General features: G+C 72.0%; 17 protein-coding genes. 5 read left to right on the top strand and 12 right to left on the bottom strand.

The annotated features are described in order from the left end of the window. Nucleotide 1: 1 nt before the first annotated feature. The 6 genes from ACIPAE_RS31565 to ACIPAE_RS31590 form a co-directional block, all read right to left on the bottom strand. Nucleotides 2-1,252 (bottom strand): cysteine desulfurase, encoded by a 1,251-nt coding sequence (locus tag ACIPAE_RS31565; RefSeq protein ID WP_402449972.1) that lies wholly within the window; start codon nucleotides 1,250-1,252, stop codon nucleotides 2-4. A gap of 23 nt (nucleotides 1,253-1,275) precedes the next feature. Beyond that, nucleotides 1,276-2,040, bottom strand: coding sequence for a Fe-S cluster assembly ATPase SufC (gene sufC / locus ACIPAE_RS31570; RefSeq protein WP_329370616.1), 765 nt, complete (start codon nucleotides 2,038-2,040; stop codon nucleotides 1,276-1,278). Nucleotides 2,041-2,047: 7 nt separating this feature from the next. Beyond that, entirely contained in the window at nucleotides 2,048-2,365 is a 318-nt protein-coding gene (locus tag ACIPAE_RS31575) for a bifunctional 3-phenylpropionate/cinnamic acid dioxygenase ferredoxin subunit (protein WP_328473958.1), read from the bottom strand. An 8-nt stretch (nucleotides 2,366-2,373) separates the two neighbouring features. Continuing rightward, nucleotides 2,374-3,555, bottom strand: a complete 1,182-nt coding sequence (sufD, locus tag ACIPAE_RS31580; RefSeq protein WP_329370614.1) for a Fe-S cluster assembly protein SufD — start codon at nucleotides 3,553-3,555, stop codon at nucleotides 2,374-2,376. Nucleotides 3,556-3,624: 69 nt separating this feature from the next. After that, the gene (sufB, locus tag ACIPAE_RS31585) at nucleotides 3,625-5,046 is read right to left on the bottom strand and encodes a Fe-S cluster assembly protein SufB (protein WP_328462738.1); all 1,422 of its coding nucleotides are present in this window, start codon (nucleotides 5,044-5,046) and stop codon (nucleotides 3,625-3,627) included. Further along, the gene (locus tag ACIPAE_RS31590; RefSeq protein ID WP_402449899.1) at nucleotides 5,043-5,957 is read right to left on the bottom strand and encodes a helix-turn-helix transcriptional regulator; all 915 of its coding nucleotides are present in this window, start codon (nucleotides 5,955-5,957) and stop codon (nucleotides 5,043-5,045) included. The genes sufB and ACIPAE_RS31590 overlap by 4 nt, the downstream gene beginning before the upstream one ends. 168 nt (nucleotides 5,958-6,125) lie before the next feature. Here ACIPAE_RS31590 and ACIPAE_RS31595 point away from each other — a divergent pair, with 168 nt between their 5' ends. Continuing rightward, nucleotides 6,126-7,052 carry an ABC transporter ATP-binding protein gene (locus ACIPAE_RS31595; RefSeq protein WP_328462742.1) on the top strand — a complete coding sequence of 309 codons (927 nt, stop codon included), beginning with the start codon at nucleotides 6,126-6,128 and terminating at the stop codon, nucleotides 7,050-7,052. After that, nucleotides 7,049-7,858, top strand: coding sequence for an ABC transporter permease (locus tag ACIPAE_RS31600; RefSeq protein ID WP_366413194.1), 810 nt, complete (start codon nucleotides 7,049-7,051; stop codon nucleotides 7,856-7,858). The genes ACIPAE_RS31595 and ACIPAE_RS31600 overlap by 4 nt, the downstream gene beginning before the upstream one ends. Nucleotides 7,859-7,923: 65 nt before the next feature. Here the strand turns inward: ACIPAE_RS31600 and ACIPAE_RS31605 are convergent, their stop codons facing one another. Then, a complete protein-coding gene (locus ACIPAE_RS31605) occupies nucleotides 7,924-8,658 on the bottom strand; it encodes a hypothetical protein (RefSeq protein ID WP_402449903.1) in 735 nt (244 codons plus the stop codon). A gap of 148 nt (nucleotides 8,659-8,806) precedes the next feature. Between ACIPAE_RS31605 and ACIPAE_RS31610 the strand changes: the two genes are divergently transcribed. Further along, nucleotides 8,807-9,565, top strand: a complete 759-nt coding sequence (locus ACIPAE_RS31610; RefSeq protein WP_402449905.1) for a GntR family transcriptional regulator — start codon at nucleotides 8,807-8,809, stop codon at nucleotides 9,563-9,565. On the opposite strand, the gene ACIPAE_RS31615 is transcribed toward ACIPAE_RS31610, so the two are convergent. After that, the gene (locus tag ACIPAE_RS31615) at nucleotides 9,562-10,401 is read right to left on the bottom strand and encodes a helix-turn-helix domain-containing protein (RefSeq protein WP_366414347.1); all 840 of its coding nucleotides are present in this window, start codon (nucleotides 10,399-10,401) and stop codon (nucleotides 9,562-9,564) included. The two genes, ACIPAE_RS31610 and ACIPAE_RS31615, sit on opposite strands and share 4 nt — an antisense overlap. A 70-nt stretch (nucleotides 10,402-10,471) precedes the next feature. Between ACIPAE_RS31615 and ACIPAE_RS31620 the strand changes: the two genes are divergently transcribed. Next, nucleotides 10,472-11,299, top strand: coding sequence for a phytanoyl-CoA dioxygenase family protein (locus ACIPAE_RS31620; RefSeq protein ID WP_402449908.1), 828 nt, complete (start codon nucleotides 10,472-10,474; stop codon nucleotides 11,297-11,299). A 54-nt stretch (nucleotides 11,300-11,353) separates the two neighbouring features. Here ACIPAE_RS31620 and ACIPAE_RS31625 read toward each other — a convergent pair whose 3' ends face one another. Beyond that, entirely contained in the window at nucleotides 11,354-12,652 is a 1,299-nt protein-coding gene (locus ACIPAE_RS31625; protein ID WP_329370603.1) for a glycosyl hydrolase family 28-related protein, read from the bottom strand. A gap of 144 nt (nucleotides 12,653-12,796) precedes the next feature. On the opposite strand from ACIPAE_RS31625, the gene ACIPAE_RS31630 reads away from it, so the two are divergent. Beyond that, on the top strand, nucleotides 12,797-13,813 hold the full coding sequence (locus ACIPAE_RS31630; RefSeq protein ID WP_402449910.1) for a heme A synthase: 1,017 nt from the start codon (nucleotides 12,797-12,799) through the stop codon (nucleotides 13,811-13,813). A gap of 72 nt (nucleotides 13,814-13,885) precedes the next feature. Here ACIPAE_RS31630 and ACIPAE_RS31635 read toward each other — a convergent pair whose 3' ends face one another. The 3 genes from ACIPAE_RS31635 to ACIPAE_RS31645 form a co-directional block, all read right to left on the bottom strand. After that, nucleotides 13,886-14,965: an amidohydrolase gene (locus ACIPAE_RS31635; RefSeq protein ID WP_402449976.1), complete on the bottom strand. Its 1,080-nt coding sequence runs from the start codon at nucleotides 14,963-14,965 to the stop codon at nucleotides 13,886-13,888. 121 nt (nucleotides 14,966-15,086) lie between these two features. After that, a complete protein-coding gene (locus ACIPAE_RS31640) occupies nucleotides 15,087-15,422 on the bottom strand; it encodes a hypothetical protein (RefSeq protein ID WP_402449912.1) in 336 nt (111 codons plus the stop codon). Between the two features lie 153 nt (nucleotides 15,423-15,575). After that, nucleotides 15,576-18,716 (bottom strand): GH92 family glycosyl hydrolase, encoded by a 3,141-nt coding sequence (locus tag ACIPAE_RS31645; RefSeq protein ID WP_402449915.1) that lies wholly within the window; start codon nucleotides 18,714-18,716, stop codon nucleotides 15,576-15,578. Nucleotides 18,717-18,733 lie beyond the last annotated feature (17 nt).

The following is an 18,733-nucleotide window of genomic DNA, read 5'->3' on the forward strand; positions in this document are numbered from 1 at the left end:
ATCAGCCGAAGAAGTTCCGGACCTGCTCCAACCCCTCGACCAGGGCGTCGACCTCGGCCGGAGTGGAGTACAGATAGAACGACGCTCGGGTGGTCGCGGGAATTCCGTACCGCAGGCACACCGGGCGGGCGCAGTGGTGGCCGACCCGGACCGCGATGCCCTGTTCGTCCAGCACCTGACCGACGTCGTGCGGGTGGATGTCGCCGAGCGTGAAGGAGATCGCCGCGCCGCGGTCCTCGCCGGTGGTAGGGCCGATGATCCGCAGATCGGGCACGTCCAGCAGCCGGGTCAGGGCGTACTCGGTGATCGCGTGCTCGTGCGCGGCGACGTTCTCCATGCCGAGCGCGCTGAGGTAGTCCACGGCCGCGCCGAGGCCGACCGCCTGGGCGATCGGCGGGGTGCCGGCCTCGAACTTGTGCGGCGCGGGCGCGTAGGTGGAGGAGTGCATCGAGACGGTCTCGATCATCTCGCCGCCGCCGAGGAAGGGCGGCAGGTCCTCCAGCAGCTCCTGGCGGCCCCACAGCACGCCGATGCCGGTCGGGCCGAGCATCTTGTGGCCGGTGAAGGCGACGAAGTCCGCGCCGAGCGCCTGGACGTCCAGCGGCATGTGCGGGGCGGCCTGGGAGGCGTCGATCAGGACGAGCGCGCCGACCTGCTGGGCGCGGCGCACGATCGCCTCGACCGGGTTGACGGTGCCGAGGATGTTGGAGACCAGCACGAAGGAGACGATCTTCGTCTTCTCGGTGATCACCTGCTCGATGTCGGACAGGTCGAGCCGGCCGTCGTCGGTGAGGCCGAACCACTTCAGCTTGGCGCCGGTGCGCTGCGAGAGCAGCTGCCACGGCACGATGTTGGAGTGGTGCTCCATCTCCGTGATGACGATCTCGGTGTCGCCGTCCACCCGGTAGGGCTCGTCGGCCCATCCCAGCATGTTCGCCACCAGGTTCAGCGACTCCGACGCGTTCTTGGTGAAGATCACCTCGTCGCGGCTGGGCGCGTTGATGAAGGCGGCGACCTTGTCGCGGGCTCCTTCGTACAGCGCGGTGGCCTCCTCGGCGAGCACGTGGACGCCGCGGTGCACGTTGGCGTTGGACTGCTCGTAGTAGGCGCTGAGGGTGTCCAGCACCTGGCGCGGCTTCTGCGAGGTGGCCGCGTTGTCGAGGTAGACCAGGCGGCGGTCGTCGTGGACCAGGCGGTCCAGGATCGGGAAGTCCTTGCGGATCGCCTCGGTGTCGAGGAGGCCGGCCGGCACCCTGCCGATCGGCGAGGTCGATGTCACGCGGCAGCGCCACCCTTCACGTAGGACTCGTAGCCCTCTTCCTCCAGCTTGTCGGCGAGCTCGGCGCCGCCGGACTCGACGATCCGGCCCGCCGAGAAGACATGCACGAAGTCGGGCTTGATGTAGCGCAGGATGCGCGTGTAGTGCGTGATCAGCAGGGTGCCGACCTCGCCCCGCTCGCGGACCCGGTTGACGCCTTCGGAGACGATCCGCAGGGCGTCGACGTCGAGGCCGGAGTCGGTCTCGTCGAGGATCGCGATCTTCGGCTTGAGCAGTTCGAGCTGGAGGATCTCGTGGCGCTTCTTCTCGCCGCCGGAGAAGCCCTCGTTGACGTTGCGCTCGGCGAAGGCGGGGTCCATGTGCAGGTGCTCCATGGTCTCCCGGACCTCCTTCACCCAGGTCCGCAGCTTGGGGGCCTCGCCGCGGATGGCGGTGGCGGAGGTGCGCAGGAAGTTGGAGACCGACACCCCGGGGATCTCGACCGGGTACTGCATGGCGAGGAAGACGCCGGCCCGGGCCCGCTCGTCGACGGTCATCGCCAGCACGTCCTCGCCGTCGAGGGTGACGGTGCCGCCGGTGACGGTGTACTTGGGGTGCCCGGCCAGGGAGTAGGCCAGGGTGGACTTGCCGGAGCCGTTGGGGCCCATGATGGCGTGGGTCTCGCCCTGTTTCACGGTGAGGTCGACGCCCTTGAGGATTTCCTTGGTGGCGTTGTCGGCTTCGACGGTGACGTGCAGGTCGTGGATTTCAAGCGTGGCCATGGGTGACTCAGGACTCCTGGGTGACGGAGACGAGCACGTCGTCCCCAACGATCTTGACGGGGTATACGGGGACGGGCCGCGTGGCGGGCAGTCCGGAGGGCTTGCCGGTGCGCAGGTCGAAGCTGGAGCCGTGCAGCCAGCACTCGATCTGGCAGTCCTCCACCTCGCCCTCGGAGAGCGAGACGTTGGCGTGCGAGCAGATGTCGTTGATCGCGAACACCTCGCCCTCGGTGCGGACCACCGAGATCGGCACGCCGTCGATCTCGACCCGGCGCGGGGTGTCGTCCTCCAACTCGCTGAGCGCGCAGGCGCGGACGAAGGGCACGGTGCTGGTCATCCGACCGCCGCCTCCAGTTCCGCGTCGATCTTCGCCATCAGCCGCTCCTCCAGGTCGGGCAGTCCGATCTGCTGGACGAGCTCGCCGAAGAAGCCGCGTACCACCAGGCGGCGGGCGTCCTCGGTGCGGATACCGCGGCTCATCAGGTAGAAGAGCTGCTCGTCGTCGAACCGGCCGGTCGCGGAGGCGTGTCCGGCGCCGACGATCTCGCCGGTCTCGATCTCCAGGTTCGGCACCGAGTCGACCCGGGCGCCGTCGGTGAGGACGAGGTTCCGGTTCAGCTCGTAGGTGTCGGTGCCCTCGGCCGCGGCCCGGATCAGCACGTCGCCGATCCACACCGCGTGCGCGTCCTGGCCCTGGAGCGCGCCCTTGTACGCCACGTTGGACCGGCAGTGCGGCGTGTCGTGGTCGATGAACAGGCGGTGCTCCTGGTGCTGGCCGCGGTCGGTGAAGTACAGCCCGAACAGGTCGGCCTCGCCGCCGGGGGCTCCGTAGACGACCCGGGGGTGCAGCCGGACCAGGTCGCCGCCGAAGGTGACGACGACGGACTTGAAGCTCGCGTCACGGCCGACCAGCGCGGTGTGCTGGGCGGCGTGCACGGCGGTGTCGGCCCAGTCCTGGACGGACACCACGGTGAGCTTGGCGCCGTCGCCGATCAGGAACTCGACGTTGGCGCCGAGGGTGGTGTCACCGGTGTGGTCCAGCACCACCACGGCCTCGGCGAACGCGCCGACCTCCACGACCTGGTGGCCGTAGGCGACGCCGCCCTCGCCGTGCACGGAGATCCGGATCGGCTCGGTGAGCACGGTGTCCTTGGGGACACTGACCACCGACGCCTTCTCGAAGGCGCTGAACGCCTGGGCGGCGACCCGGTCCACCGGCTTGCCGGCCTTGCCGACCCGCGGGTCGGTGCGGTCCACGGTCTGCACGACGACGCCGTCGGGCGCGGTCACCTCGACCCGCAGCGAGCCGGTCGCCTCCGCGGTGCCGTCATGCAGCCCGCGCAGCCGCGCCAGCGGCGTGAAGCGCCATTCCTCCTCGCGCCCGTTCGGCACGGGGAAGTCGGCCACGTCGTAGGACGGGGCGGCGCTGACCCGGGCGTCGGCGGGCTGCTCGGTCGGCTGCCCCACCGTGATGGCACCGTCCGTGGTGCTGCCCGCAGGGGTGTTCTCGGCCATGGGTGTACTGCTGCTCCTCTTGGATTGCTTCGATCGGTGCGGGAAGGCGGGGCGCCGGAGTGAACCGGGTCAGCCGACCGCGCCTTCCATCTGCAGCTCGATCAGCCGGTTCAGTTCGAGGGCGTACTCCATCGGCAGCTCCTTGGCGATCGGCTCGACGAAGCCGCGCACGATCATCGCCATGGCCTCGAACTCGGTCATCCCGCGGCTCATCAGGTAGAAGAGCTGGTCGTCGGAGACCTTGGAGACGGTCGCCTCGTGGCCCATCGACACGTCGTCCTCGCGCACGTCCACGTACGGGTACGTGTCGGAGCGGGAGATCGTGTCGACCAGCAGGGCGTCGCACAGCACGTTGGACTTCGCGCCGGAGGAGCCCTCGCCGATCTCGATCAGGCCGCGGTAGGAGGTCCGGCCGCCGCCGCGCGCCACCGACTTGGAGACGATGTTGGACGAGGTGTTCGGCGCCATGTGCACCATCTTGGCGCCCGCGTCCTGGTGCTGGCCCTCGCCGGCGAAGGCGATGGAGAGCGTCTCGCCCTTGGCGTGCTCGCCCATCAGGTAGACCGCCGGGTACTTCATGGTCACCTTGGAGCCGATGTTGCCGTCGACCCACTCCATGGTCGCGCCCTCGTAGGCGACGGCGCGCTTGGTGACCAGGTTGTAGACGTTGTTCGACCAGTTCTGGATGGTCGTGTAGCGGCAGCGGCCGCCCTTCTTCACGATGATCTCGACCACCGCGGAGTGCAGCGAGTCCGACTTGTAGATCGGCGCGGTGCAGCCCTCGACGTAGTGGACGTACGCGTCCTCGTCGACGATGATCAGGGTCCGCTCGAACTGGCCCATGTTCTCGGTGTTGATCCGGAAGTACGCCTGCAGCGGGATCTCCACGTGCACGCCCTTCGGCACGTAGATGAACGAGCCGCCGGACCACACTGCGGTGTTCAGCGAGGCGAACTTGTTGTCGCCGGCTGGGATGACGGTGCCGAAGTACTCCTGGAACAGCTCCGGGTGCTCGCGCAGCGCGGTGTCGGTGTCCTGGAAGATGACGCCCTGCTCCTCCAGGTCCTCGCGGATCTGGTGGTAGACGACCTCGGACTCGTACTGGGCGGCGACGCCGGCGACCAGGCGCTGCTTCTCCGCCTCCGGGATGCCGAGCTTGTCGTAGGTGTTCTTGATGTCCTCGGGCAGGTCCTCCCAGGACTCCGCCTGCTTCTCCGTGGACCGCACGAAGTACTTGATGTTGTCGAAGTCGATGCCGGTGAGGTCGGAGCCCCAGGTCGGCATCGGCTTCTTGCCGAACAGCCGCAGCCCCTTCAGCCGCATCTTCAGCATCCACTCCGGCTCGGACTTCTTGCCGGAGATGTCGCGGACGACCTCCTCCGACAGACCGCGCTTGGCGGCGGCGCCGGCGGTGTCGGAGTCGGCCCAGCCGTACTCGTAGGTGCCGATGCCTTCGAGCTCCGGGTGAGTGGTCTCCGTGGGAGCAGTCATGCGGGGTTCCTCCCGGACGTGCTGACTGGTGCGTGGTCTGTGCGTGTGGGTTCTGCGGGTTCTGCGGGTCCTGCGGGTTCTGCTGCCGATACCGGGGCCGCGGGTCCTGCGGGGGACGCGGACTTCGCGGCCGGATCGGGTGGTGCTGCGGGTGGTCGTACGGGTGGTGCGGGTGCTGCCGGTTCCTCGGGTGCCGCGGCGGGCCGGCCCTGGTGGGCCTGCGGGATGAACGTGGTGCACACCCCGTCGCCGTGCGCGATGGTGGCAAGCCGCTGGACGTGGGTCCCGAGCAGGCGGGAGAAGACCTCGGCCTCCGCCTCGCAGAGCTGCGGGTACTGCTCGGCGGCGTGAGCCACCGGGCAGTGGTGTTGGCACAGCTGCTCCCCGGCCGGGCCGGGGGCGCTCCGCGCTGTTGCAGCGTACCCGTCCGCGGTCAGGGCGCGGGCCAGCGCCTGGGCCCGCTCGTCGGGCGCGGCGGCGTCGATCAGCTCGCGGTACCGCTCGGCCTGGGCGGCGACCCGGGCCCGCGCGAACGCGGTGACCGCGGCCTCGCCCTGCTCTCCGCCGCCGGCGGACTGGGCGATCCAGCCCAGCGCGTCCGCGGCGAGCTGGTCGTATGCCTGGTCGAAGGCGTCCCGGCCGCAGTCGGTGAGCGCGAAGACCTTCGCGGGGCGGCCGCGGCCGCGGCTGCCGTAGACCCGCTGATCGCGGGCTTCCACGATGTTCTCCGCGACGAGCGCGTCCAGGTGACGGCGCACCGCCGCCTGGGTGAGGCCCAGCCGCTCGGCGAGGTCCGCGGCGGTGGAGGGCCCGTGGCCCAGGATGGAGCTGGCGACGCGGTTGCGGGTACGCCGCTCACCGGTCGTCTGCTCCTCCGCCGCCGCGCGGGCAGCACCGCCTACGTATTTCACAACGCCATTGTTGCTTAATTCGGCGGGCAGGGGCAAGCTCGGCCCTTCACCTGCACGGTGGGCTACATCACTTAGGGTCACCTCACTTCCGGGCCCGGCACGGCCCCGGACCGTCCGGGTTCCGCCCTGCCGCCGTGGCGCCCCTCCGCGCTCCCTAGACTCGTCGCCATGCGAAACGAGTCCGCGGTCGAGGTGACCGGTCTGGTCAAGCGGTACGGCACCAGGACCGCGGTCGACGGCCTCGACCTGACCGTGCCGCGCGGCTCCGTCACCGCCGTGCTCGGCCCCAACGGCGCGGGCAAGACCACCACCGTCGAGGTCTGCGAGGGCTACCGGCGGCCCGACGGCGGCACCGCCCGCGTCCTCGGCCTCGACCCGGTCACCCAGGGCGGTGAACTGCGGCCGCGGATCGGCGTGATGCTCCAGTCCGGCGGCGTCTACCCGGGCGCCCACGCCGAGGAGATGCTGCGGCACGCGGCGACCCTCCACGCCCACCCCGTCGACCCGGCGCTGCTCATCGAGCGGCTCGGCCTGGACGGCTGCGGCCGCACCACCTACCGGCGGCTGTCCGGCGGCCAGCAGCAGCGCCTGGCGCTGGCCATGGCGGTGGTCGGCCGCCCCGAACTGGTCTTCCTCGACGAGCCCACCGCCGGCCTGGACCCGCAGGCCCGGCACGCCACCTGGGACCTGGTCCGCGAGCTGCGCGCCGACGGCGTCACCGTGGTGCTCACCACCCACTTCATGGACGAGGCCGAGCAACTCGCCGACCAGGTGGTGATCATCGACGCCGGCCGCTCGATCGCCGCCGGCAGCCCCGAGGAGCTGTGCCGCGGCGGCGCCGAGAACACCCTGCGCTTCACCGGCCGCCCCGCCCTGGACCTCGCCTCACTGCTCAACGCCCTGCCCCCCGACACCCGCGCAGGCGAGCTCTCCCCCGGCTCGTACCGCATCGAGGGCACGGTGGACCCGCAACTGCTGGCCACGGTCGCCTCCTGGTGCGCCCAGCACGGCGTCATGCCCGACCACCTCGCGGTGGAGCGGCGCACCCTGGAGGACGTCTTCTTGGAACTGACCGGCAGGGAGCTGCGGGTATGAGCGTCACCACCGACACCGCGCACGTCACCGGCGAGGGCGAAGGCGCCGGCGTCTTCGCCCCCGCGCCCGGCGCGGCACCGCTGCCCCGGATGATCCGGGCGCAGGCGCTGCTGGAGACGAAGATGCTGCTGCGCAACGGCGAGCAGCTCCTGCTCACCGTGGTGATCCCGGCCCTGCTGCTGGTGCTCTTCAGCGCGGTGGACATCGTGGACACCGGCCCCGGCAAGTCCGTGGACTTCCTCGCCCCCGGCATCCTCGCGCTCGCCGTGCTGTCCACGGCGTTCACCGGCCAGGCGATCGCGACGGGCTTCGAGCGCCGCTACGGCGTGCTCAAGCGCCTCGGCGCCTCGCCGCTGCCGCGCTGGGCGCTGATGACCGCGAAGACCTGCTCGGTGCTGGTCACCGAGGCGCTCCAGGTCGCCCTGCTGGTGGTGATCGCCTTCGCCCTCGGCTGGTCGCCGCACGGCGACCCCGCCGCCGTCCTGCTCCTCCTCCTACTGGGCACCGCCGCGTTCTCCGGGCTCGGCCTGCTCATGGCCGGCACCCTCAAGGCCGAGGCCACCCTCGCCGCCGCGAACCTCGTCTTCCTCCTGCTGCTGGTCGGCGGCGGCGTGATCGTCCCGATGTCCAAGTTCTCCGGCGGCGTCCAGGACGTCCTCAAGCTCCTGCCGATCTCGGCACTCTCCGACGGCCTGCGCGACGTCCTCCAGAACGGCGCCGGCATCCCCTGGTCCGATCTCGGCATCCTCGCGGTGTGGTCCGTCGTCGGCCTCGCGGCGGCGGCCCGCTTCTTCCGCTGGGAGTGACGTCTCCCGACCGACGCGCCCCGGCCCCCTTCACCCGAGCGCGCCCGCCGGGTGAGGGCCGGCGGTCAGGTCTCCGAGGGGACGCCGTCCTGATCGGTGGGCGTCCAACGCCCAACCCCGCAGGCCCGGTACTCCGTCTCGAGGTCCACCGGCCGGAAGTCGTCCAAGCGCATCATGAGCTGGGCGGCCTGCATCCACGGCATGCGGTCGTCACCGAAGTCCATGCCGCCCACGTCGTGCGGCACGGGCCGTGGAAATCCGGGCCGGTACAGCACGCCGTGCACGCCACTGAGCGCGTAGCGGCGGACGCGCACCGCCGTGTATCGCTGACGCAGGTGCGGGCAACTGTGCACCGACTGCCACGCGCAGGGGAGGCACACCGGGGGATGGCCGGTCACCACCCCCTCCGGCCAGGCGTTCCGGTCGCAGGGGTCCTCTCCGAGCAGCCACAGCAGTCCGTCGGCGCAGGACCCGTCATCGGCGGGCCTGCCGCAGACCTGGCAGAGCAGCCCGTCCATTGCCTGCCGCTGGCGCACGAAGTGCACCTTGCCGTACTGCGGCTTGCCCTTGCCGGGAGTGCTCGGCACTCGACGCCACAGGATTCCGTTGCTGTCCCGGTCGTACGGGCGCTCCTTGAGATACGCCAACCGTCCGCGACGCATGGTGACTTCGGGCTGCGCCGCCGACTCCGAGGACCAGGACGCGATGAACGGCACGAGCCCGGCAACGGGCAGGGTGCCGATCGGGCGGCGGTCGGGGGCCGAAGTCCGTGCGACCCGCCGACCACGTGACTTGTGCACGATCTCTTCCCTCCGCGCGGACACCGCGGACAGAGGCCACCTGTGGGTGAGCCGCGTCCACTCGGCATGCCCATCGGAAGCGAGCAGCCCGAACAGGCGCTCCAACAACCGGCCCCTATGCTGTCTAGAGAGGAGAGGACGAAGCCGTATGAGCAACGCGGGCGGACATCACCAGCCCAAGTACCAGCGGATCGCCGGCGCACTGCGCGAGGCGATCCAGCGCGGGGAGTACGGCCCCGGCGATCGGCTTCCTGGGGAGAACGACCTGATGGCCACCTACGAGGTGGCGCGGATGACCGCTCGGCAGGCGCTCGGGGTGCTCCAGAGTGAGGGGATCGCCGAGTCCCGCAAGGGCGCGGGCGTCTTCGTCCGCTCGTTCCGACCGCTGCGGCGGCGTGGGATTCAGCGGGTGGCCGGCAGCCGGTGGGGCAACGGACAGTCGATCTGGGCGGCCGACACCGAGGGCCGGGAACTCGTCGTCGACCAGGTCGAGGTCACCGAGGAGAAGGCGCGCGAGGACATCGCAGCCGTCCTGGGGCTCAAGGCCGGCGACGCGGTCTGCGTGCGCAACCGCCGCTTCGTGCTCGACGGCAAGCCGGTGCTGCTGGCGACGTCGTATCTGGCCGCGTCCCTCGTGGCGGGGTCGGCCGTCACGCGGACCGACACCGGGCCCGGCGGGATCTACGCACGGCTCGCCGAACTCGGCCACAAGCCGGTGCACTTCCGCGAGGAGGTCCGCTCGCGCATGCCCTCCGCCGAGGAGTCCGAGCGGCTGGAGCTCGCCGCGGGGACGCCGGTGGTCCTGGTCTGCCGAACGGCTTTCACGGATGACGGGCACGCCGTCGAGATCAACGAGATGGCGCTGGACGCGGCGTCCTACGTGCTGGAGTACGACTTCGACGCCTAGCCGGCTGCTCCCCTGCCGCGCTCGCGGGTGCGGAAGGCGGTGGGTGAGAGGGAGGTGGCCGCGCGGAAGCGGCGGGAGAAGTAGAGGGGGTCGGTGAAGCCGGCGCGGGCGGCGATCGTGGCCACGGGCAGATCGGTGACCGTGAGGAGTTGGCGGGCCAGGTCCATCCGCTGGCGGTCCACGTGGGACATGAGGCTGGTGCCGAGCTGCGCGGAGGCGAGGTGGGCCAGGCGGGAGGGGGACAGCCCGCCGATCCGGGCCAGCGAGGCGACGGTGTGCGGCTGCTCGACGGTCTCGCCGACGTGCTCCAGCACCGCGAGGAGCCGGGGATCGAGCACGGTCTCGCGCGGGTTGCGGGTGTCACACCACAGCAGCGCCTCCTCGACGGCGTTCATCGCGAAGAGGGTGTTGCGGCGCAGGCCGGCCCGCCGGGCGGAGACGGCGCGGTCGAGCGCCTGGACGACGCGGGCTCGGACCGTGGCGTCGACGTCGACCTGGCGGATACCGGGCGCCGCCACGGGCCAGTCGAGCAGCGGGAGCCAGCCGGCCGGCGGGTCCAGGTGCGCCCATCGCAGGGACCAGGTGCCCGTTTCGCGGTCGGTGCCGTAGTCGTGCGCGGTGCCGGGCTCGACGAGCGTGATCCGGTCCGGTCCCGCGAGCAGGTCGGGGTGCCCGGGAGACCGGAACCGCCCGCGTCCGGCCACCGTGACGCACATGACCCAGTCGGTCGTGCCCCCGCTTCGGACCGTGCGGTACCTGCTGTCCTCGTCGAGCCGTCCGCACAGCACGCGGTGGTGCGGCGACGCGATGGTCACGGCGGTCCGGCGTACGCTCATGACAGGATCATCCATGGCCGCGACCGGTTCCGCCATGCCCTTCCCGCCGCGGGGGTCCGACGATGAGTCCATGACGACCAGCACACTCTCCCTCGCCCCCGGCGACGGCGCCGCGGTGCGCGAACGGTACGCACGTGACGGCGTGATCCAGGTCGACGGGCTGCTCGGCGCCGACGAGATCGACGCGGTCAAGGCCGCGTTCATGACCCAGGTCGAGACCGACCGCGGCGCGGTGGGCGCCGTGGACGAGGTACCGGCCGACGACATCCTCGCCCGCTACCCCCGCTTCATGAACCCGCACCGCAGGACGGACCTTGAGGTCGGTCGCATCGCGCGCAGGCTGATGACCGACGCCCGCATCCTCGACGTGGTCACGGCGGCGGTCGGCCCGGTGTACGGCGCGCAGTCGATGTTCTACTTCAAGCCCCCGGGCGCGCGCGGCCAGGCGATGCACCAGGACAACTACTTCCTTCGCGCGCATCCCGAGACCTGCGTCGCCGCGTGGATCGCCGTCGACCACTGCGACGCGGCGAACGGCGCGCTCGGCGTCGTTCCCGGCAGCCACACCATGGAGGTGGTCTGCCCCGAGGAGGCGGACCCGGCGCAGTCCTTCACCACCGGGCTGGTCCGGCCGCGCGAGGGCCTGTCCGCCGTCCGGACCGACATGCGCCCGGGCGACGTCCTGTTCTTCCACGGCAGTGCCGTGCACGGTTCGCCGCCCAACTCCACCGCGGACCGCTTCCGCCGCTCGCTCATCTTCCACTACGTCCCCCGGTCGAGTGTCGAGATCGCCCGCCCCTACCTGCCGCTGATCGGCGCGGACGGCGCGGAGGTCACCATCGGCGAGGCGGTAGGGGGCGGCCCGTGCGGAGACGGGTGGGAGGGAGCCTCGCACTGATCCGCCCGGGCATGCACGGGCACGCCCGGGTGCGCCCGGGGCGCCCCGCCGCGCTCAGGTCGCCGGGAGGCAGCCCACGAAGGTGGCGAAGCCGCGGTCCTGGCCCGCGTCCAGAGCGAGGAAGGACCCGCTCGGGTGGGAGGCGAGGCGGCACATGTCGTAGCGGACGCACGGCGGCGGGGTGGCGCCGGGGGCGGTGCGGAACTGGTGGGTGCCGACGAGCTGGCAGGAGTCGTAGCGGACCAGGGGACCGCCCTCGGCGAGGGTGTAGCGGTGGGCGCGCAGGCCGTCGGAGAAGGCCCGGTACGCGTGCGCGGTGTCGTCGCAGTCGTTGAAGTGCACGGTGCCGCGGTTCCAGGCGCAGTCGATCACCACGACCGCGTCGTCGCGCAGCTCGAAGCGGATGTCCTCGGCGTGGAAGCGCTGCACCCCGTCGAAGTGGGCGGGGCGCGGGAAGCGGAAGAAGGCGCTCTCGAAGCCGTACTCGGGGTGCGGAGTGGGGCGCCGCCCGGTGACGATGTAGCTGCCGGCGCGGCAGGTCACGGAACCGCCGTAGGGGAACTCCAGGAAGTTGCCCCACTCGTAGGTGACGTTCATGTCGGTGAACCAGTAGTTGAGGAACTGGTCCTGCTGCTCGACATCGGTCGAGTGCAGCGACAGCCCCGCGTAGAGGAACGCCTTGCGGTAGGCGCCGCCCACCCGGCACGCCTCCCAGCGCATCTCGGAGTTGGTGTTGCTGCCGTCGAGCGCGATGCCGTACTCCCACTCCCCCATCCACTCGCACTCCGAGAAGCGGTAGCCGGCCGCGCCGCCGGTGGAGTAGGAGTAGAAGAACGAGGCACCGGGAGTGCCGGAGGTGAAGCGCAGCCCCTCGAACGAGATGTTCTGCCACGTGTCGTTGTTGCGGCACAGGTAACTGCCGCCGTCGGGGCCGTCGGTGCCGTCGGGCGCGAAGACGATGTCGCTGATCCGCAGGCCCGCGCCCACGAAGCGCAGCCCGTTGACCCGGTGGGAGGGCGAGTCGGCGTCGAGCAGCGCGCCGGGCCTCGTCACCCGGTACCGGCCGGGCGGCACCATGATCACGGTACGGCCGGTGCCGCCGGCGGCCCGCTTCTCGGCGTACGCGTAGGCGGCCTGGAACGCGGCGCTGTCGTCGGTGGTGCCGTCGCCCTTGGCACCGAAGTCGGCCACCACGTCGGCGTACCCGGGGTGGTCCTGGGACCCGGAGCCGGCCGCGGGCGCGTCCCAGGCGCCGCTCGCCCAGGCCGCCGCGCCGGTCCCGGCCAGTGCCGCCGCCGCGCCCCCGTACAGCAGGCGTCGGCGGTTGACGCTGTCACGGTGCTCGCCGGTCATCCGGGGCCCCTCCCGTATGGCTGTGACCGACGATGCTAGGGCCGCCGGGCCCGGGTTGAGGGCGTTTTCCCGAGATGTACGTCCGGCCGCGCAGCCGGCACCCCTCGTGAATCCGTGCACAAGGGGTGCGCCTACGATGGGCCCGTGCCGAAGCTGCCCGAAATCGCGCGAAACCCGCTCGCCTTCATCGCCGCACGGTGGACCCCCAGCTCAGTGGCGGTGCGCCGGGCGGCGCTCGCGGCGCTGGTGATGTCCGTGGTGATCGTGATCACCGGGGGCGCGGTCCGGCTGACCGCCTCGGGCCTGGGCTGCCCGACCTGGCCGACGTGCAGCGGTGACAGCCTGCTCGGCACCCGTGAGATGGGCATCCACCACACCATCGAGATCAGCAACCGCATGCTGACGTATGTGCTGTGCGCCACGGTCGGGTGGGCGATCATCGCGATCCGCTCACAGCCGGAGTGGCCGCGCCGCGGCCTGTACCGGCTGGCGTGGGCGCAGTTCTGGGTGGTCGTCTTCAACGCGGTGTGGGGCGGGCTGACGGTGCTCACCAAGCTCAACCCGTACGTCGTGTCGTTCCACTTCCTGCTGTCGGCGGCCCTGATCACCGTCGCCACTCTCACCTGGCAGCGCCTCCGGGAGGGCGACGCGTCGCCCCGCCCGCTGGTCGGCAAGCCGGTACGGCAGCTCGGGCAGCTGCTCGCCACCGCCTCCGCGCTCCTCATCGTCGTCGGCACCCTCGTCAGCGGTGCCGGGCCGCACCCGGGCGACTCCAGCGGGTCCTTCAAGGTCCGGCGGATCGACGTGGACTGGAAGACCATCGCCCAGCTCCACGCGGACTTCGCGTGGGTCGTGGTCGGCCTGACGGTCGCCCTCTGGTTCGTGCTGCGCGCCGTCGACGCGCCGATCGGCCCGCAGCACCGCGTCCGCGAGCTCTTCCTCGTCCTCATGGGGCAGGGCGTCATCGGCTACGTCCAGTACTTCACGCACCTGCCGGCGGCCCTGGTCGACCTGCACATGTTCGGCGCCTGCCTGGTCTGGATCGCGGTCCTGCGCGTGCTGCTCTCCTTCCGCGAACGCCCCTTCACCGAGCCCGGCGAGTCGGTGCCGTCCGCCGCGCTGGGCGCTCCCCGCCTGGCCGAGCCCTCGGGCCGCAAGTAGAGGGCACCGTCTCGGGTGAGTTGGGCCTGACCCCCACTGCGGGAAGGTCGTCCGCCCGGGGTTCCGCGCCTCTCAAGCCGCGCCTCCCCGCGGGAGAGTGAAGAGGCGCCGGGCGTTGTCCGCTGTCACCAAGGACGTCACGCGCCGTCCGTCCGCCGCGGACCACTCACCCGCGCGGACGCGCTCGGCCACGGCCCGCCCCAGCTCCGACAGGAACCCTCGTGCCGCGGTCACGGCGAGCTCGGGCAGTCCGCCCACGCCGCTCGCGTAGAGCACCTTGCCGAAAGGCGTCCGCCCGAGCACCCCGGAGGGGTTCCGCCCGACACCCACGTAGACATGCGGGAGTTCGGTCGCGAGATCGGCGGCCGCCGCTTCGTGGGGCGCGTCGGGCAGCAGCACGACCTCGGTGCCGAGCCCCGTGGTGGCCCGCAGGAAACCCAAGGCGGCGCGCGGCCCGCCCCCACCCGCGCCGTACCGCAGCAGCAGCGGCAACCCGGTGGCGACGGCATGCCACCGGATGTGCCGCAGCAGGACGGGATCGGCCGGCCGCGCCCCCACCGCACGAGCGGAGAGCCAGGCCGCGGCAGCCTGCCGTACCTCCACCGGCCCGGGCGGGCGCGCGTCCTCGCCGCTCTCCTCCGCACCGGCCCGGCCGGCGGCCCCGTCACCGCAGGAGAACCCGGCCGCACCGAGCGCGGCACCGTGCACGGCCTCCGCGAGGTTCGCGAGGAAGGAACCGACCGTGCCGGAGGTGTCGGCGACCTGCTGGGCGAGCGGTTCGAGCCGGACCGTCTCCAGGACGGGCGCGCCCGTGGTCGCCGCGAGGTCCTTCGGCGAGGTGAGGTCACCGGGCTCGCCGGTGTCCAGGACGTACGCCGTCACGCCCGTGCCGCGCAGCAGCAGCCGGGCGGACTCGTAGGCGCCCAACTCGCGGCGCCTGGCGAGGTAGCGGGCCGGCGGGCAGTGGGGTTCCAGGCCGAGCAGCGGCGGGCACCAGCGGCGCAGCGCGAACCCGGTGGGGCTGTCGAAGAGGGTGGTGCCGGGGGCGGCGGTGCCCGGCAGCCGCGCCTCGAAGGAGCCCAGTCCCAGCTCGCCCGGGTACACCCCGTGGCAGTGCGCGTCCACCAGGTGTGCCTGTGCCGTGCCGGCCATCGGCCGCACCCCGTCCCGTCCGTCGGTCACGGACCTGCCCAGGTCCTCGGTCGCTGCGCGGACGGCCGCCGGGGGCAGCCCGCACTGGTCCTAACGACCTGGGCGGTAATAGGGAGCGCGGTCAGCCGCCGACCCGGCCGCCGAGCTGGATGCCTGCCATCCGGGACCACTCGTACGGCCCTGTCCGCACCTTCGCGGCCATCTCCCCGTCGAACGCCTCGTGCGCGGTCACACCGGCCGCGCCCACGGCCCGCTGCGCCAGTTCGTACGTCGGCGCGACCAGGTCGCCCCAGGCGCCGTCCTCCCCCACCAACACGATCCGGGCGCCGCGCTCCCCCAGGTACGCGATCTGCGCGTCCGCGCCGCCGTGCGCCCGCCCGAACGCGTGGATCTCCCTGGTCAGCCGCCGTACGCGCCGCTCGGCCCGGGGGTCGTTGTCCACCTTGCTCTCAGCCATGCCCCCACCCTACTCACCGGTAATCCCCCGGCGGAAGACGGCGCCCGGCGGGGATCAGCCCGACGGGGATCAGCCCGACGGGGATCGGGAAGGGGGCTCGATCCCCGCCGGGCGGTACGGGCGGTACGGAAGGTATCGGAGGGCGCGGGCGCCTCAGCCGAGGCCGACGGCGAACACGTGCAGGTTCCCGTTGTCCGGCAGCGTCACGCTCGCGACCTCCTTGCCCTGCGGCACGGCGAACGGCGTGGTGGCGAAGACGTACGCCGCCGGGCCCGCACCACCGGACTCGTTGCGGTGACCGGTCGCGGCCACCAGCGTGTTCCCCAGCACCGGCGCCGAACCGCCGCCGGGCTTCGTCCAGTCGCCGAAGGACAGGTCGGCCTGCGCCGTGCTGCCGTCGGTGAACGTCACCTGGGCGGTGGCCCGCTGGTCGCCGTTGGTCGCCGAGCCCACGAACAGCAGGCGGGTGGCGGTCTTCGCGCTGTCCCCGAGCGCGAGGGTCTGCCCGTCGGCGACCACGTTGTCGGGGCGTCCGACGGGGGCGTCCGGCCAGACGAACGACGTCCCGGACACCTCGGTGCGCGCGCCGCCGTCCAGGCCCGCCGCGGCCAGCGCCTCACGGGAGTAGGTGCTGCCGGTGCCGTCGAGGTCGCCGCTCGCGTGGTCGCCGTCCTGCGTGGTGCCCACGTTGTCGTACTCCGCGGCCAGGCTGTGCTCGGCGGCGACCAGGACGATGGCCGTGAGGCGCACCGGCGAGCCGCCGCCGCTTCCCGTGCCGCGCACGGTGAGCGGTACCTCGTAGTAGCCGTCCGCGGTGCCCGCCGCCGCCTTGACAGCCAGCCGTACGGTGCCCGAGCCGGTCGCCCGGTCCAGCGCGAGGGACGTGCCGGCGGGTGTCACGCTGATGCCCTGGGGCGGGGAGGCACTGACCGTCAGCGCGTGGCCGTGCCCGGCCAGCCGCTGGGCGTGGACCGCGAGGTCGGCCGCCGACCCGCCGGGCGCCACCGTCGACTGGTTCGGGGTCGCCGTGGCCAGGAAGTCGTGCTCACCGGCGCGGTAGGAGGGCGACGCGACGCTCGCGGACGCGGCCCAGTGCGTGTCGGGGGTGGTGGACAGGGTGAAGTCCAGGCGCCCGCCGTGCGAGACGACGGACTGCGGCAGGTAGGTGCGCGCCCAGGTGCGCCCGTCGAGGGTGAGCCGGTGGACGTAAGGAGCGTCGTCCGCCGCCTGCGGGGCGCGGATGTCCAGGTCCGCGGCCTTGCCCGGCAGGTCCAGCACCACCCGCTGGAACATCGGGCTGTGCACGGTGAGGTCGGCCGTGCCAGGCGTCGCGGGGTACATGCCGAGCGCGGCCCACACGTACCAGGAGGACTGCGCCCCCAGGTCGTCGTTGCCGGGCTCGCCGTCGGGGGTGGGGCTGAACAGGGTGGTGGCGATCTCCCGGACCGTCGCTTGCGTCTTCCACGGCTGGCCGAGCTGGTTGTAGACCCACGGCACGCCGAAGTCGATCTCGTTGCCGGCCCACATGTAGGGGGCGTTGGGGCCCGCGTTGAGCTGGGAGAAGAACCCGTCGAGGCGCTCGGTGGCGGCGCTCGCCCCACCCATCGAGGTGATCAGCCCCGCCATGTCCTGCGGGACGAGCCAGTTGTACTGGGCGGCGTTGCCCTCGTCGTAACCCTCCTGGCCGAACTGCCCGTCGCCCGGGGCCTGGAAGCCCGGCTTGTCGGGGAACCGGCCGTCCTCGCCGCGCGGTTCGAGGTAGCCGGTGGCGGGGTCGAGGATGTTCTGCCAGTTCTGGCCGCGCCTGCCGAAGGTGCGGGCCACCGAGGTCTGCCCGGCGGCGTCGGCGAGCTGGGCGATCGAGAAGTCGTCGATGGCCCACTCCAGGGTCTCCGAGGCCCCGACGTGCCCGTGGTCGCCCTTGGCGGCGTCGTCGTTCGGCGCGTAGCCGCGCTCGACGTACTCCGCGATGCCGGGCCGCTCCTGGTAGGCGCCCGCGGTCGTGTCCACCGTGGTGGCGCCCTTGACGAGGTACTTCAGCGCCGTCTTCAGATCGAAGTCGCGGGCCCCGTAGGCGTACAGGTTCGCGATGAGCGGCACCGAGTTGTCGCCGGTCATCTGTCCGGTGTACGCGTTGGCCAGCGGCCAGCGCGGCCACCAGCCGCCCTGCTCCGCGTCGTTGACCAGGGACTGGGCCATGTCGCTCGCCTGCTGCGGGAAGAGCATCGCCTGCAGCGGCGCGAGCGAGCGGTAGGTGTCCCAGTCCGAGAAGTTGGTGTACTGCGCATGGCCCTCGGGCAGGGTGCGGACCTTGCCGTCGAAGCCGATGTAGCGGCCGTCGGCGTCGTTGAAGGTGTTCGGGTGCATCAGCGAGTGGTAGAGCGCGGTGTAGAACGTCGTGAGCTCGTCGGTGTCCTTCCCCGCGACCCGCACCTTGCGCAGGGTCCGCGTCCACTGGTCGCGGGTCTGCCGGTGCAGCGCGTCGAGGTCCCAGCCGGGCACCTCCGCGGCCATGTTGGCCTGGGCGCCCGCCACGGACACGTACGACATCGCGACCTTGGCCCGCACGGTGCGGCTGCCGCCGTCGCCGAAGGTGAGGTACGCCCCGGCGCCCGCCGCGCTCGCGGAGTCGCCGCCCTTGGTCACGGTCCTGCCGTCCCAGGTGCCGTGCGCGGTGAAGGGCTGGTCGAAGGTGATCGCGTAGTGGACGGTGTACTCGTTGCCCTTGCCGCAGAAGTCACCGGTGGTGGCCGAGCCGGTGACCTCCCGGTCGCCCACCACCTGGACGTCGGCGCTCTTGTCGCCGTTGAGGCTGCCGCCGGCCTTGACCAGCAACTGCGCCGCCGCGGCCCCCTGGGGGAAGGTGAAGGCGGCCAGACCGGTCCGGGTGGATGCGGTCAGCTCGGCGCGGACGCCCGACGCGTCGAGGGTCACCGCGTAGTAGCCGGGCTCGGCCTTCTCGCCGGTGTGCGTGAAGTGCTCCGTGAGGTTCCAGGGGGTGCTGCCCACATCGCCCGTCACCGGCAGGATCGGCACGTCGCCGAAGGCGCGGCAGCCGACGGAGGCGTGGTCGAGGCTGAAGCCGCGGATCTGGTCGTCGTGGTACTGGTAGCCGGCGTAGGAGCCGGACGTGTCCGGGGAGAACTGCATCATCCCGAACGGCGCGGACGGGCCCGGGAAGTTGTTGATCTCGCCGACGGTCGAGCCGCCGCGTCCGGTGCCGATGAGCGGGTCCACATAGCCAGCCGGGTCGGACACCAGCGCGGAACCGGAGGAGGTGGCGGAGTATGACAACGTTGTCTGTTTGTCGG

Origin of the sequence: Streptomyces sp. NPDC087270 (assembly GCF_044744625.1) — a bacterium.
Classification (GTDB): Bacteria; Actinomycetota; Actinomycetes; order Streptomycetales; family Streptomycetaceae; genus Actinacidiphila.

What these genes read in the sequence shown, in the direction of transcription:
- ACIPAE_RS31635 (WP_402449976.1), bottom strand. Translation starts at nt 14,965, where the DNA reads ATGGCCGGCACGGCACAGGCACACCTGGTGGACGCGCACTGCCACGGG.
- ACIPAE_RS31600 (WP_366413194.1), top strand. Translation starts at nt 7,049, where the DNA reads ATGAGCGTCACCACCGACACCGCGCACGTCACCGGCGAGGGCGAAGGC.
- ACIPAE_RS31640 (WP_402449912.1), bottom strand. Translation starts at nt 15,422, where the DNA reads ATGGCTGAGAGCAAGGTGGACAACGACCCCCGGGCCGAGCGGCGCGTA.
- ACIPAE_RS31595 (WP_328462742.1), top strand. Translation starts at nt 6,126, where the DNA reads ATGCGAAACGAGTCCGCGGTCGAGGTGACCGGTCTGGTCAAGCGGTAC.
- sufB (WP_328462738.1), bottom strand. Translation starts at nt 5,046, where the DNA reads ATGACTGCTCCCACGGAGACCACTCACCCGGAGCTCGAAGGCATCGGC.
- sufC (WP_329370616.1), bottom strand. Translation starts at nt 2,040, where the DNA reads ATGGCCACGCTTGAAATCCACGACCTGCACGTCACCGTCGAAGCCGAC.
- sufD (WP_329370614.1), bottom strand. Translation starts at nt 3,555, where the DNA reads ATGGCCGAGAACACCCCTGCGGGCAGCACCACGGACGGTGCCATCACG.
- ACIPAE_RS31625 (WP_329370603.1), bottom strand. Translation starts at nt 12,652, where the DNA reads ATGACCGGCGAGCACCGTGACAGCGTCAACCGCCGACGCCTGCTGTAC.
- ACIPAE_RS31610 (WP_402449905.1), top strand. Translation starts at nt 8,807, where the DNA reads ATGAGCAACGCGGGCGGACATCACCAGCCCAAGTACCAGCGGATCGCC.
- ACIPAE_RS31620 (WP_402449908.1), top strand. Translation starts at nt 10,472, where the DNA reads ATGACGACCAGCACACTCTCCCTCGCCCCCGGCGACGGCGCCGCGGTG.
- ACIPAE_RS31615 (WP_366414347.1), bottom strand. Translation starts at nt 10,401, where the DNA reads ATGAGCGTACGCCGGACCGCCGTGACCATCGCGTCGCCGCACCACCGC.